Genomic DNA, 13368 nt, shown 5'->3' on the forward strand with positions numbered 1-13368 from the left:
GGCTTACGTCGCGGCGCGGGTCACCAGGACCTGGTGTCTCCCGCGTACGGCCACGGAACCGGCCGCGGCGTCCTCCGCATGTAGGCGGCTCGCCTCTTCCAGCGGTTGAGGCTGTCCAGCGTCGGCGGGGCACCGGGTGCGGCCGCGCCGCCGGGGGTGTCGTTGGCGTACGACACCGACTGCCCTTCTGCCGACACCGACGACACCCGTCGTGTGCCGATCCCGCCGTCAGGGTTGTTCCGCAGCGACTCCACCGCAGAGTCCCGGATGAAGGTGTAGATCCGGCGGAGCTCGGGGTCGTTCGCGACGTCCAGGCCGACGAGGAACCGAACCGTGAACCGGCCTCCCTCGGTCGCGGTCGTCTCCAGGACTTTGATCCGGTCGTCGAGCTGCACCTGGGCGTCGGGCCAGGCGTCCGGGTCGGTGAGCGCAATACCTGGCACCGGGTACTGGTCTGTGAGGGTCTTCTCTACGGCGACGATCGGTCGGCCGATGTGCCCGACTACGGCACCTTCGGCGTCGAGGAGGGCCTGCTCTATCTGCCATGCCTTGTCCGCCGGCAGGGGATCGGGCAGGCCGAGGAGCCGCGCGACGTCTTCGGTCGGCACGACGGTCACGTCATCACCCCTGGAGGTCTGGTTCTCGTGTGTTAGAAGTACGTGGTCACGACGACGATCCCGTCGCCTCCGTTGCCGCCGGCTCCGGAGTTGAAGCCATTGGTGCTCGCGCCGCCTCCGCCACCACCGGACCCGTAGTTGCCGGCGTGACCGCCTGCCCCGCCTGCGGTCGTGGTCGAACCGGCGCCGCCGCCGCCTGACCCCCCAGCCGCCGGAACGCCATCCGGAACCGCCGTACCCGACGTACCTGCACCCCCCGGTGCGACGCCGCCCGGCGGCCACGCGGATGGTCTACCAGGCCCGTAGTAGCCGAATCCGCCATCGCTGGCCACATTCGCCGAAGTGACCCCACCGCCAGCCCCACCACTGGAGGTCGACCCGAACCCCGGCGTGCCATAGGTGCCGATTCCGCCGGACGTGCTGGCTGCCCCACCGATCGGGCCGGACCAGCGGCCCTGCGTGCCGGACCCGCCTAGCCCGCTGGTCGCGGTACCTGCCCCCCCTGGCCCCGACCCGCCGGCGAAAGCGAACGCGCCGAACGAGGACGGGCCGCCACCGGTACCGGCCACCCCGTTGCTGCTGTCCACGGTCGCTGCGGCCCCGCCGATGCCCTTAGCGCCGACCGTGACGGTCTCGGTGGCGCCGACCACGGCAGCGGGGATGATCTGCTCGGTGATGCCGCCGCCTCCGCCGCCGCCGCCGCCGCAGCGGATCGTTCCTGCCGCTCCACGGCGGCCCGACCCCCCACCGGCACCAGCGGAGATCACGACCGCGTGAACGCTCTTAGCGCCTGCAGGGTGGTTCCATGTGTAGGTGCCCGGTGTGGCATAGGTGTCGACCTGGACTGTGCCTGCCTTGCCTGCCACGTCGGCGGCGAGGTCGCCGATGTTGATACCGGCCGCAGTGAACGACCCGCCGTGGATCACCTGTGGCTGGTCACCTGCGGTGTTGGTCAGCAGCAGGGTGCAGCCTGTGGGTGTCCCGGAAACGTCTGTCGTGGTGTTGCCATGCGCGGAGCCGGCGAAGATGGAGCCGGGATGTGCTGCCCCGGAGAACTGAATACCGATCGGCTGCGGATATCTGCCGCCGCTGCGGCTAAAGGTGGTGAACCCGGTCAGGGAGACGCCGACGACGGTGCCGCCGCTGTTGTCGACCCTGATGCCGCCTTTGGCGTTGCTGTCCGCCAGGATGCCCGCCGCCGAAGTGTGGTCGCTACCAGAGGAGAACAGAAAGCCCCAGTTGCCGTTGTCCTGCGCCTCACAGCCCACCAAGCTATTGCGGCCACGGTCGACAAAGAACCCGTTCGCGAGCTCGCCGGTCAGCCCACAGTAGAACGCTTTGCAGCCCACAAAGCGGTTGTTGCTGCCGTGGATGTAGAACCCGTGGTAGGGGGTTCGCGTGGTCGCGGCGGTGCACATTGAGTAGAAGTTGTCGGTGCCCTGCAGGTCGAATCCGTGCCCGGCTCGGGGGTCGCGTACCGAGACGTTGTGCATCCGGATCTCGCGGCCACCTGATGCGACCGCGACGCCGGGGCCCGCGGTACCGACGATGAACAGGTCACGCAGGTTGTGATGCGCGTCCTGGTAGCCGCTGCTGTAACCGCTGGCGTTGCTGGTGATCCTGACGCCTGCGGCGCCGGATCCTACGGTCTGTAGCCAGCAGTCGAGGGTCAGGTCGGCGATCTGCAGCAGGTCGACGCTGGTACTGGCCGTGGTGATCAGGTCGCCCGTGCCGCCCTGGTGTTTCAGAATCGAATCGAATCCGGTGCCTGACAGGCGCACCCGCGTCCCGATTGTCAGTGGCCCGGTGCGGAACACGCCGCGTGGTATGTGGACCTGGCCGCCGCCGGCCGCGGCCGCGTCGTCGAGCGCGGACTGTATCGACGCGGTGTTGTCGGTCGAGTCGTCGGCGACTGCACCGTAGTCACGGACGTCGACGACTCGGGACTTGTACGCGTCGAATGCAGTGAGGGTGACGAAAGTGGTCGGGTCGCCGGGCTGGCTGGGGTCGGTCGGCGCGACGTCCTTGAGGTCGATTCCGCCGGCCTGAGCCGAGAGCGGCACCTCGAGCTGGAAAGTTCGCCCGCCACCACCCGAGAACCGTTCTTCGACGGTGTACGTCCACCCCCCAGGGAGAACGTCAGGGTCATCGGTGGCTGGCAGGTCGATGGTGAACTCGCCCGTGCCTGGGGAAAGAGTGGCGGTCCGAGACGCGGGGATGATGATGGTGTTCGTCGCCGCGGACACTGCGACGACCTTGCCGGTGAACCGCACGGTGCCTTGCACGGGTGACCCGTCGAGGTAGACGTACTTCCCCCGGACGGTGACCGTGTCGTAGTCAACCGGGAGCGCCATCAGCCCACCTACTCCAGAAAGAGGGGAGGGCGCCCGTGGTGCGCCCTCCCCAGTCCATGGGCTACTTGGCCCGCTGCTGGGCTAGCCGGGCCTTGATCTGCTCCGCCTGCGCGTCCGAGATGACCGCACCTTCCGGCATGACGACACGGGTGATCTCGTTGTTGTGCAACCCGAGGTAGGTCCGCTCCAGCAGACGGACCTGGCACACCTGCGCCGAACCGTGCTCGCTGAGCGGCTGGAACACCGACTCCGGATCCGGGGTGTCCCCGGTCGCCTCGTCGAACAGCTCGTTCGCCTTCGCCGCGAAGGCCACACCGATGTCGGCGACCTTCGGCGGCTCGGCCTCCTCCTCAGAGTCCTTCTTGGCCGGCTCCAGCGGAGCCGAGCCGGGCGAAGTGGCGTGCTTGCGGGTGGCAGGGCTCAGCTGCGTAGCCCCGGGCGCCTGCACCGCCCCGACCACGGTGGCCGGCGGCGCGTAGTCGTACTCGCCTTCGGACACCGCGCCGGGGGTGTCTTCCTGCGACGCGGCGCGAACCGTCTCTTCGGCGGCCAGGTGCGCAGCCTCCGAAGTCTGGTCCTCCACCTGCGCACTTCTGCGGCGGCTGGACTTCTTCGCCGCAGGCTTGTCACTGGCGGTCTTCTCGGCGGCAGCGGGCGCGGTCTCCTCTGCCGGCTTCTCTTCCTCCGTGGCGCGGGACTTGCGCCGGCTGCTGTCAGCCATGACGTCCTCTCAGCAGGTCGTGGTTGCCGCGCACGATGCCCGCCGAGGACGCCTAGCGTCGCGGGCTCAGACCGACACACCCGCAGCGAGCGCGAGCACAACCTGAAGCACAGCCACGATGTCAACGGCCATTTCGTTCCTCCTCGAACGGAGGCGACGGTTGTCGCCTTTCAACGCGGGACGATGCCCACCGAAGCGGCTTGCGTCGCGGCCTAGAAACCGCCACTGGCGAACCGGACCACCACGAACAGGATCACCAGGAAGATGAGAACGAGGATGCCGATGGTGATGGCACGCTCAGGTGTCATGGTTCCTCCTCGATCACAGGCGACAGGTCGGCGTGGAAGCCGACCGGCCGGTTGAACGACGACGCCGGGACCGACTCGGCGCCGGGCGTGGCCGCCGTGTCGCTGGTGCCGTCGCCTTCTGCGGTGAGGAGTCGCAGGTCCAGCAGTGTGAAGGGTCCGACCGCGAGGGTCAGACGGATCACGCGTAGGTGAAGGCGTTGGTCTTGCTCGCCGACCCGCTGTCGTCGGTGGCTACCACGTTGACCGCGCCAGCAGCGTGCGCCGGGGTGGTGACCCTGACCTGCGTGCCGGACAGCACCTGCAGGCTCGTGCCGGCGTCGCCGCCGAACGTAACCCCGGTAACGCCGTCGAGGTTCTGCCCGGTCACGGTGACGACCGTGCCGCCAGCAGCTGGGCCCGTGGCAGGGGACACCGCGAGCACCGCAGCCGACGGGTACATGCGGTCGAGGTCGGACTGGCGGATGACCGTGCCAGCCTTGTACGCCAGACGCAGCATCGACCCTTCGTTGCCGGTGTTCGTGGCGTCCTCGTGCGGGTACGGGTGCTTCTCGTACACGTCCGACGTCACCCGCAGGAACGGGTCATCCGCTGCTTCGGTGGGGAACGACCCCTTCGCGATCCGGTTCCCGCTTGCGTCGTACCAACCCATTGCTCCGCCTCCCGGCGCGTGGTCGTATCCAAGTCGCGGGGAGCGTGCCGCACACAGGTGGCTTGCGTCGCGCGGTACTCAAGCGGTCAGAGACTCGGCCGTAGGCTCCAGGGTCGGGTGACCGTTCCGCTTCCACCGCCGGTGGTGCATCTCGCAGTAGTCCATCGCCCAGAACGGCCGGTCGCACCCCTTCACCGAGCACTCGTTCTCGGACTCGACCGCCTGACGGGTCGCTACCGTCCCGAGTGGTGAACCCCACCGCTTCCAGCGTGCGTAGTGCTTCTTGCACCATGTGCGCGCGAACTGGCCCGTGTCGCAACCGTCGACCGTGCATGCTTCACGCCCGACAGGGGAAGGCGTCGGCGTGCCAGGCTTGGTTGGATCCCCAGATGCCCGCCACCGGTTGTAGTGCAGTGTGCAGAGCTTCCGTGCTTTCGCCTCTTGATCGCAGCCGACCATCGAGCAGGTAGGACGCACGCGTGGCGGCTTCACGGGACTGCCGGTCCGCATGTACCTCGCCTGATGCGGGGGGCAGTAGTCCTTCCGGCCAGTCGCGTTACGGTCGCAGCTCTCGACCCCGCAGGGCCTCGGCACGGGTTTTGGCCTCGGTTCAACGCTGCCGGTGACCCTGACTCGCTCGTAGTGCATCCCGCACAGGTCCTTGGCGTAGATGGCCCTGTCGCAGCCGTCGACGAGGCAGATGCGCCCGCCAACTAGCTCAGGGTCGTCGCCACGGAACCGGTGCGACGTGTAGTGGGGGTTGCAGTACCCGCCGGTCTTCGCTGACTCTTCGCAGCCGTCTTCCCGGCATGGCCCGCCGGCCGGGTACTTGCTCAGGGTGTGGCGGCGAATCGGCAAATGGGCTTGCACGTCGCCGTGCACCTGATACCTCCGCAGGTGCGCCGCGCACAGGCCGTGTCCACTGTGCTTCCCGCGACAGCCGGCGACCGAGCAGATCCCGTCGCCCTGCCGCTTCGCCTGAAGAGGCGCGGACAAGTCCGTACCCCTCCTGGACCTCTTGTAGTGCAGAACGCACATTCCCTTGGCTCGCGCCCGGTCATGGCAACCGGAGACGGAGCACGGCCCCTTGTTCCGCGTCTTCGGCGGCCTCGGTGTCAAGGCATCGCCAGTCCGCTTCCAAGTCGTGTAGTGCGTCTTGCAGTACCGCTGCGCGTAGTAGGGGTTTTCGCAGCCGTCTAGGGTGCAACGCCGGGCGGCCCCTTTCGGGGTCGCGTCCGCAGCGGTTGTTGGTTGGGACATCCACCACTGGTTGTAGTGCTTGCTGCAGAAGCCGCGGGCGAGGTGGATACGGCCGCAGCCATCGACAGTGCAGGTTCGCTTCACGTCGTCGAACGTTACCCCTGGCAGCCGGACAGTTCACGATGACACGCCGATCGCGAGTTCCGCCCCCTGTAGCGTCCTCCGCGAACATTTTCCGGCAGTCCCCACGCTGAGAACGCCGACAACTTCCAGACCGGCGGCGTGAGGTTCTGATCAACGGTGGGGCCGGGCGCCATTCCCAACGCCCAGCCCCATCCGCTCAGATCCCGCGTTTCCGCAGGTCAGGGCGTCGGCGTGGTCCAAGTGCCGATGCAGAACGATTCCGGTCGCGGCACCTCGAGTGCGACTCTCTCGTCGGCGCGGAAAGTGACAACTCCTCGCTGGAAGTTGTCTGAATCTTCCGTGCTGACGGTCACGGAGACGTTCTCCCGGTCGTGGAGCTGGGCGCCCATGCCGAACGCGCCCATGAGGAACTTGTCATCGGCCATGGCCGTAGTTTCAACTACGTTCAGGCGCCAAACTCGCTTCTCGGCGCCGATGGCGACGGCGACCGCGACGCGGAACGCGCCGTTGTCGTCCTCTTCCACCTCGACGTGCTCCCACATCTGCGGCGAGAGAACGATGCCGGTCGGCTCGTACTCGGCCAGGAGGACGCGGGTGATGGCCCGGCGGATCTGGACGGAGTACTGGTCGGTCGCGAGACCCGTGTAGGTCTGCACACCGGGGGTGTTGAACAGGCCGGTGATCTTCTCGCCGTCACCCACGGAGTGGAGCAGGTCGCGGTCCTCGGCGAACTTGACGCCCTCAACCATGCGGGTGTTGATGAAGGTCCGCAGCCGCGGCTCGTCCGACAGCAGGTTCTTGTGACCGCGCAGGATGTGCGCGATCTCCGCCACCGGGTACAGGACGGGCGCGAACTCGAGGTCCGACTCGGGAGCCTTCCCGAACACGTCGGTCGGGCCTCCGGTCGCCGGGCTCGTGCCGTCAGCGGCGTACCGCTCCTTCACCTGCGCGGCGTTGTTCACCCATCCGGTCTCACGGATGCCGTACAGCACCGCGGCCTTCGTGGTGGACTTCGGGAACAGGTCCCGGACGTGCATCTTCCGCCGCTGGAGCTCGGTGATGCCGAGGTCCTGCGCCGAACCGAACGCCTGGATCGTGTGCGTGCCGGCCGACATGCTGAAGATGGACTTGCCTTCCATGCCGGCGTGGATGAACGGCCGGTCGGTGAACCCCTTCGAGCGGGCCTTCTGGAACATCTCCGACTCGATGAAGACGTCGCCGAGAGTCTTGGACTCCTGGTCCTGCGGCTGGCCGAAGTGCTGGCCGGCGGCCGAACCTTCCTCGGGCGCGTCGAGGTACGCGCCGAGGTCACCCTCAGCCTTCGCCGAGTCCAGCAGCCCCTTGATCTCCTGGGCGCGGCGTACGGCCTCGACGTAGTTCTTGTGCTGGTCCTTGCTGATCTCGAAGCGGCCCTTCTCGTCCGTCTTGAACTCGGACGAGATCCCTTCGATGGCAGACTTCTGCTCGACAAGCTGCTCGGTGAGAGCCTTGACGAGGGCGTTGTCGGACATCCCTCTGTGCCTTCCTTGCTGATGAAACGGGCGGTTGACTTGCAGCCGCTCGCCCGGTCAGCACCGGGACGACCCGACCTACGCGGGTGATCTTGGGGAAGGCGGATAGCTTGTGTCGCGTCCTGCCGTTCAGACGGTCAGTTCGGCGAGGGTCGACTCGACGTCGGCGGGGTCGAGGACGGTCTTCTTCTCGATGTCGTCCTCGTCTTCCTCCTCGTCGTCCATGGCCTCTTCGGACGGCGGGGGAGGGGCAGGGGCCGTGTCGTCGGCCGGCTCGTCGAGTTCGGCGGGGTCGATCGGCGTCTCGTCGAGATCCGCCCACGGGTCTTCGTCGGTGCCGACGTCTCCGGCCGGCGCCGTCGCATCAGGAGCGGGCGCGGGTGCCGGCGCGGTCGCATCTGGCGCTGGCGGAGAGTCCGGGGCTGGCTCGGTCTCGGCGTACGAGTCAGGATCCGCCTCGTCGACGTCGCCCTCTTCGTCGTCCTCGTCCTCGTCGTAGGGGGCTGCCTTGCCGTCGATCTCATCCAGCAGCGCATCCAAAGCCGGGGCGATCGCGTCCTCCAACGCCTTGCCCTCCAGCCCGGAAGCGCGGACCATGCGGGTGACATCGCCGAGCATCTCCGCCGCCGGGGACAGATACCGCACCGCTGCAGCGGTCTCGGCGTCGACAGTCTCCTCATCGCCGCCGCCGTCAGGGACTGCGACCACGGTCAGCTGCACCTCCTCGGGCTCACCGAGGGACAGTCCGCCGTCCGGGCCGACCTTGTAGGGCACGACGTAGGACTGCGGGTCCTTCCCCTCCTCGCCGTGGCGGGTGACCACGACCCGGTCGTCGTAGGTGGCCTCCACGCAGCAGTAGCCGCCGCTCTTGCCGCCGAGCTTCTCTGTCAGAGCGGCTTCGAGCTCGCGCCGACGCTCCTCGAACGAACCCGACATCGTTTCGTGCATCGACTTGCCCTCCTGGCCGGGCCACACGCCGATGGCCTCTCTGTGCCTGAGCGCGCAATATCCACGGGCCTGGCTCTTGGTCATGTGCTTGCCGGCGATCTCGACACACCGGTAGAAGTCCTTCGGGACGCCCCAGGCGATCCGGGCGGCTCCCTCCCCGCGGACGTACCACTTCCGCAGGTTCTCGGCGTTGCCGGCGTTTCGGTCCCAGCCGCCTTCCTTCGCCTCGAACACGACGGCGGCCGCGGTCTTGGCTTCGATCCCTGCCTGCACCTGGCTCCGCTGCCCAAGGGGGATCGGGTACCGGTCAGGACCGACAACCAGATGCACTTCGCCGAAGTCGACTGGTGTCGCCTCCACCTCGTCGACGTCGTCCAGGTCGTAGCCGAGGGTCATGTGCGGGGTGAACCCGTGATCGGTGTGCAGCTTGTCCCCGGCGGGCGATGCGGCGATGGCGGCGACGATCCGCTCACGCAGGTCTGACAGGCCCGGCACGTCGACGGGCGCCCACGTCGGCACACCGTCGTCACCGGCAGGGAAGCGGCCGAGTCCACCGATCTGGCCGGACAGCGGGCCGGATTCGACGGCTGCCCCGGCGATGATGTCGGCGAGCTGCTGCGGGTCCTGCCCGAGGTCGGCCGCATCGCCGAGGTACGCCAGCGTGACGTGCAGGCTGTCGGCAGGGGAGCCGTCCGGGTGGGCGACCTTCTCCGCCACCTCCGGCGGCGGGTACAGCGCGACCATGACACCCGTGCCGGTGGCGGTCTCGGCGGCCTTCGCCTCCATCACCGCGTACGCGGCGGTCTTGGACTCCATGCCACCGGACTTCCACCCGTCCGGGATGAGCCGCTCGAGGCCGAGCGCGCGGGCACGTTTCTTGATGTGCCGCTTCGCCTTGTCCTTGTCCTTCGCCCGACCGCACGCCTTGATCGCGTTCTTCAGGTCCTCTTCGTTGGAGATCGGGAAGGACCCGTCGGGCATGGCTGTGCCGCGCTTCGCCATCGCCTGACGCTTGCTGGAGTCGAAGTTGCGTTTGACCTCCATGTCACCGTCGCCGCCGTCGATGTCGGGTGCGTACGCGGCGGCGTGTTCGACCTCATCCCACGCGATGCCGCCGAGAGCGGATTCGTGCAGGGCGGTCTCATCCATCTCGCCCTCCTCGCCGTCGGGCCGCATCGCGGACTTCACATCCAGCGCCATCGACAGCGGGGCCGCGCCAAAGAGCACAGCCGACAGCTCGTACAGGTCCACGACAAGGACGACGCGCACACCGTCGCGCCGGCGGACACCCTTCCCGGGCGGCACCTTGTAGCCGATCGAGAACTCGGCCTCACCGGACTCGAAGTAGAACCGGATCAGCTCGAACACTTCGCGGCCGCGCTCGGTCGACATGTTCAGCTGCATCGTGGCGACCAGGGCGCCAGCGTCCTTCGGCCAGGGCTGCCCGTCCTTCGCCTTCTTCGGCAGCCTGGGGTCGCCGGGAAGCCACTCTTCGATGTGCAGCACCCGGCCCACCGGGTCGGTCCAGGAGTGCGCAAAGCAGACCTTGGGCTTGCGCTTCTTCAACGTCTCCGTGAAGCAGCCCGGGACGAGGATGTCGTTTACCTCGTCGGTGACACCAGTGACCGCAACGATCGCTGTTACGAGGCCTTCTGGAGCCAGCTTGACCGACCGTGCGGGGACGCGGCGGCCAGACTTCGGCAGCGCCTTCGTCGTGAGGTCTCGCACCGTCTCTCCCGGGATCGTGGATGTCCCGGGGCACGGTGCCTACATCATGGGGTTACTGTCGCGGCCTGGCCTTGCGTGTGGGAGCGGTAGCCGCGTATCCACCAGTGAGCCCGGAATCGCTCCTGCGGGTCACCGGAGGGGTCGAACGGGCAAGACTCGAGCGGCTTACCGGCGGCAGCATCGGCCGCGCCAGCGTTCTTCGCGTCCAACGCCGCCGCGCGCTTGAACCGTGCTCTGTCGTCCGCCATGTCACCCGAATTCTGACAGGTCCGCTGCGCGTCCTGCGGCGGCTCGCCGGAGCCGTTCACGGCTCCAGCCGAGGGTCTCGGCGGCGAACTGCTCGAAGTTCATCCACCGGTTGCCCGGTTCGGCGAACCAGCGCAGCAGCTCCTCCGACGCGATCCGTGGCAGGTCACGTTGCCGGATCGTCCCGTTGAACAGGTCCGCCGTCGAATACCGGTCCAGGTACTTCCGCTTCAGCAGGTAGCCGTTGGTGGCGTCCTCGGCGCGCAGCAGCATGGAGTCGATCCACTGCTGGTACGCCTCCCGCGCCTGTTCGTACGGCGTCTGCTGCCGGCTTTGGAACCAGTTCAGGACGGAGTCGAACTCCTGCCCTTCCTTGTAGTGCCCTGCGGCGGAGTCCGGGGCGGGTGAACCGTCGGCGATGCTGGTCTGCTTGCCGTGGTCGCGGGAGTCCATCTCTTCGGCGAGCATCTGCGTGGCGTCCGGGTCGTCGAGTGACTTGCCGATGAGCCCGTCGAGGTCTTCGTCGGACGCTTGGGTCAGGTCGAGCCCTCTCAGGTCGGCGTGGGTGACCTTCTCCCGCTCGTCGGAGAGCAGGTGCGCGATGTGGCGCCGGTCGGGTGTCTCCTCCGCCTGGGGCTTCGGGGTCGCGGGCTCGGGCTTTGGCGCGGCCGGCGAGGGCGTGTCAGCGGGCTCTGGACGTTCTGTAGGCCGGCGAGACGTGCGGCGGCGGGTGGTTGAGGATCGGGGCGCCCGGGAGCCGCGCCGCGACCCTCCGGGCTTGGGTAAGTCAGAGGGCGAGGAGCCCCCACCACCCCCGGGCCGGCGGCCGCCGCCACCGGATGATCGGCCACGGGGGAGGGAACGGCTCCGGGAACCGACATCGGCGGACCGGGCGGTGCGGATCAGCAGCCGGCCGGCGGACCGGGCGCCGTGCCGGTTGCCGTGGGTCTGCTGGTTGTGCTGCCCCTGCAGGTGCTTGCCCTCCGTCGAGGCGAACGGGTTTTCGTCCTCGTCCTCGATCGGCTCCTCTTCGTCGACGTCGGCCTCTTCCTCGTCGACGTCCTCTTCCGGCTCCTCCTCACCGCCAGCGGAGCGGGTCATGCCGGCGTCGTCGACGTCGACCGCCCAAGCGTCCGCGTCGGTGTACCGCCACACCTCGCCCTCGGCGTTGCGGACCCAGCCGGTGAGGGTGCCGTCCTCGGCCTTATCCAGCCACGCCTCATCGCCTTCGGGGGAGGTGAACGAGGCGAACGCTTCGGCAGGGTCGGACGGTTCACCGTCGACGAACGGGTCACCCGCCCACTCCCTGCCCTGGTCCTCCTCCTCTTCGAGCGGTTCCTCTTCGAGGTCCGGCTCGGGGGGTGCCGCAGCGGGCGCGTTGCCGCCGCCGGACTGGAACTGCGGAGGCACACCGGCCTTCGTCGCAACGACATGGAAAGGCATGGGCGAACCGTGCCGCCCTGGCACCGTTTGTGTCGCGGCCTACGAGACGCCCCGCACTGGCCGTGGTGGGGCGAGCGAGGGTGCCCCTTCGCCGACCTGCTGCACCTTCGTCTGAGTGGCCAGCAGCGCCAGCACCGATCTCGCATCGCCCGGATTCACCGTGTGCACCGGCCCGGCCGGCGTGAGCGAAACTGTGCGGCCCGTCCACTGCTTCACCAGCGACCGGACCAGCTTCGACCCCTGCACCGGATCCGACGCCTGCCCGGTCACCCGGACCTCGTACACGACACCGTCCAGGACACCGATCACCGTGAACGCCATCAGATCCGCCCCTGCGCCCGGAGGCTCGCCACGAGCCCCATCAAGAACCGTGCAATGTCGTCGTCGAGGTACCAGTCGCCCGCGAACAACGCCTGCAGACCCATCGACAGGATCTCGTAGTGGTCGCCGTCGTAGTCGCGGCCCATGTACGGGTCGAGCCACCAGTCCAGGCGGGCGAGCTCGTCCGCTGTGAAGCCGTGGCCGGGGAACAGGTCGGCGAGCGAGGCGGCAGCGTTGCGGCCGTCCCGGGTCCTGGATCCGACCTCACCGGTTGAGGTGCGTGCCCAGTAGTACGCCCGCTGCGCCTCCAGCAGGTCCGGGATCGCACGCTCCAGGTGGTGGCCGAGTTCGTGGATCGCGGTCGACTCGTACTTCCCGACGGAGGTGGCGTGTTCCCCGCCTGCGTCGACGACGACGATCCGGCCGGTGTGCTCCTCGTACGATCCGCGGTTCCCGTTGCTCACCCGCGCCTCGATCGGCCGGCGAGCCGCGCCAATCCAGTCGGTGGGAAGCATCTGCTCCGCCCACCGCAGCGCCGCCACGGCGTCAGGGTCACCGTCCAGGTCGAGCTTGTTCTCCCCGTCGGGTCCCATGTCGCGGATCTCTCCGAGGACGTCCCGGGTGGCCTGGATCATCGCGTCGGCGAAGTCGCCGGACAGCCGGTCAGCCTCGGCCCGCGCCTGGTAGGCGGCGGCGTTGAGGGCGGCAAGGTCCGGGGACCCTTCCGCATCTGCCCGCCGCCACGCCTTCTCCGCGTCGGCGGCGACCTGCCGCGCCCTCGCCACCGTCTCCCTCGGATAGTCCCCAAGCTCGGGGGCCATGGAGCGGACCCGGGACCGCACCTCGTCATCGACGGCGCCGCCCATGCCACGGACAGCGGCCAGGTGCGCGTTCGCGGTCGCACCGGGGCCACCGTCGGCGGCACGGTCGAGTTCCCACCGCTCAGCCTCGGCGACCTCCGGCGGGACGCCCGCAACCAGGTCGGCGAGCCGTGTCGTGAACCGTGGCCGGCTCGACTGCACCCGGCCGAACCTGCCGGGCTCCGGCATCTTCGCCTGCCAGTGCTCCACCCTGGCGGGGAAGTCGCGAGGCTCCGCAACGTCCGGAGTGGGCGAGGTGTCGACGCCCCTGCGGCGAAGCAGTGGCCGCCCGTCGCCGTCCATGAACCCGGCCGCGTC

At 68.6% G+C, this 13368-nt stretch carries 11 protein-coding genes; all 11 read right to left on the bottom strand.

Features of this window, described 5'->3' with window-relative positions; translation table 11 throughout:
- Positions 1–20: 20 nt before the first annotated feature.
- Positions 21–617 (bottom strand): hypothetical protein, encoded by a 597-nt coding sequence (locus ABN028_RS20080; RefSeq protein ID WP_349697688.1) that lies wholly within the window; start codon positions 615–617, stop codon positions 21–23.
- Positions 618–649: 32 nt separating this feature from the next.
- A complete protein-coding gene (locus tag ABN028_RS20085; protein ID WP_349697689.1) occupies positions 650–2971 on the bottom strand; it encodes a glycosyl hydrolase family 28-related protein in 2322 nt (773 codons plus the stop codon).
- Positions 2972–3032: 61 nt separating this feature from the next.
- Entirely contained in the window at positions 3033–3692 is a 660-nt protein-coding gene (locus tag ABN028_RS20090) for a prolipoprotein diacylglyceryl transferase (protein ID WP_349697690.1), read from the bottom strand.
- Between the two features lie 304 nt (positions 3693–3996).
- Entirely contained in the window at positions 3997–4182 is a 186-nt protein-coding gene (locus tag ABN028_RS20095; RefSeq protein WP_349697691.1) for a hypothetical protein, read from the bottom strand.
- Positions 4179–4649, bottom strand: coding sequence for an IPT/TIG domain-containing protein (locus tag ABN028_RS20100; protein WP_349697692.1), 471 nt, complete (start codon positions 4647–4649; stop codon positions 4179–4181). The genes ABN028_RS20095 and ABN028_RS20100 overlap by 4 nt, the downstream gene beginning before the upstream one ends.
- Positions 4650–6211: 1562 nt before the next feature.
- Positions 6212–7504 carry a phage major capsid protein gene (locus ABN028_RS20105; protein WP_349697693.1) on the bottom strand — a complete coding sequence of 431 codons (1293 nt, stop codon included), beginning with the start codon at positions 7502–7504 and terminating at the stop codon, positions 6212–6214.
- A 129-nt stretch (positions 7505–7633) separates the two neighbouring features.
- Positions 7634–10180, bottom strand: coding sequence for a 2'-5' RNA ligase family protein (locus ABN028_RS20110; protein ID WP_349697694.1), 2547 nt, complete (start codon positions 10178–10180; stop codon positions 7634–7636).
- Positions 10181–10224: 44 nt separating this feature from the next.
- Positions 10225–10428 (bottom strand): hypothetical protein, encoded by a 204-nt coding sequence (locus tag ABN028_RS20115; protein WP_349697695.1) that lies wholly within the window; start codon positions 10426–10428, stop codon positions 10225–10227.
- 1 nt (position 10429) lies between these two features.
- On the bottom strand, positions 10430–11869 hold the full coding sequence (locus ABN028_RS20120; protein ID WP_349697696.1) for a hypothetical protein: 1440 nt from the start codon (positions 11867–11869) through the stop codon (positions 10430–10432).
- 39 nt (positions 11870–11908) lie between these two features.
- The gene (locus ABN028_RS20125) at positions 11909–12190 is read right to left on the bottom strand and encodes a cupin domain-containing protein (RefSeq protein ID WP_349697697.1); all 282 of its coding nucleotides are present in this window, start codon (positions 12188–12190) and stop codon (positions 11909–11911) included.
- On the bottom strand, positions 12190–13368 hold a 1179-nt coding region (locus ABN028_RS20130), incomplete at its 5' end, for a hypothetical protein (protein WP_349697698.1). The genes ABN028_RS20125 and ABN028_RS20130, both read right to left, overlap by 1 nt.

The sequence above is a fragment of the Actinopolymorpha sp. B17G11 genome, assembly GCF_040196095.1.
Lineage (GTDB): Bacteria > Actinomycetota > Actinomycetes > Propionibacteriales > Actinopolymorphaceae > Thermasporomyces.

What these genes read in the sequence shown, in the direction of transcription:
- ABN028_RS20085 (WP_349697689.1), bottom strand. Translation starts at nt 2,971, where the DNA reads ATGGCGCTCCCGGTTGACTACGACACGGTCACCGTCCGGGGGAAGTAC.
- ABN028_RS20090 (WP_349697690.1), bottom strand. Translation starts at nt 3,692, where the DNA reads ATGGCTGACAGCAGCCGGCGCAAGTCCCGCGCCACGGAGGAAGAGAAG.
- ABN028_RS20100 (WP_349697692.1), bottom strand. Translation starts at nt 4,649, where the DNA reads ATGGGTTGGTACGACGCAAGCGGGAACCGGATCGCGAAGGGGTCGTTC.
- ABN028_RS20105 (WP_349697693.1), bottom strand. Translation starts at nt 7,504, where the DNA reads ATGTCCGACAACGCCCTCGTCAAGGCTCTCACCGAGCAGCTTGTCGAG.
- ABN028_RS20115 (WP_349697695.1), bottom strand. Translation starts at nt 10,428, where the DNA reads ATGGCGGACGACAGAGCACGGTTCAAGCGCGCGGCGGCGTTGGACGCG.
- ABN028_RS20120 (WP_349697696.1), bottom strand. Translation starts at nt 11,869, where the DNA reads ATGCCTTTCCATGTCGTTGCGACGAAGGCCGGTGTGCCTCCGCAGTTC.
- ABN028_RS20125 (WP_349697697.1), bottom strand. Translation starts at nt 12,190, where the DNA reads ATGGCGTTCACGGTGATCGGTGTCCTGGACGGTGTCGTGTACGAGGTC.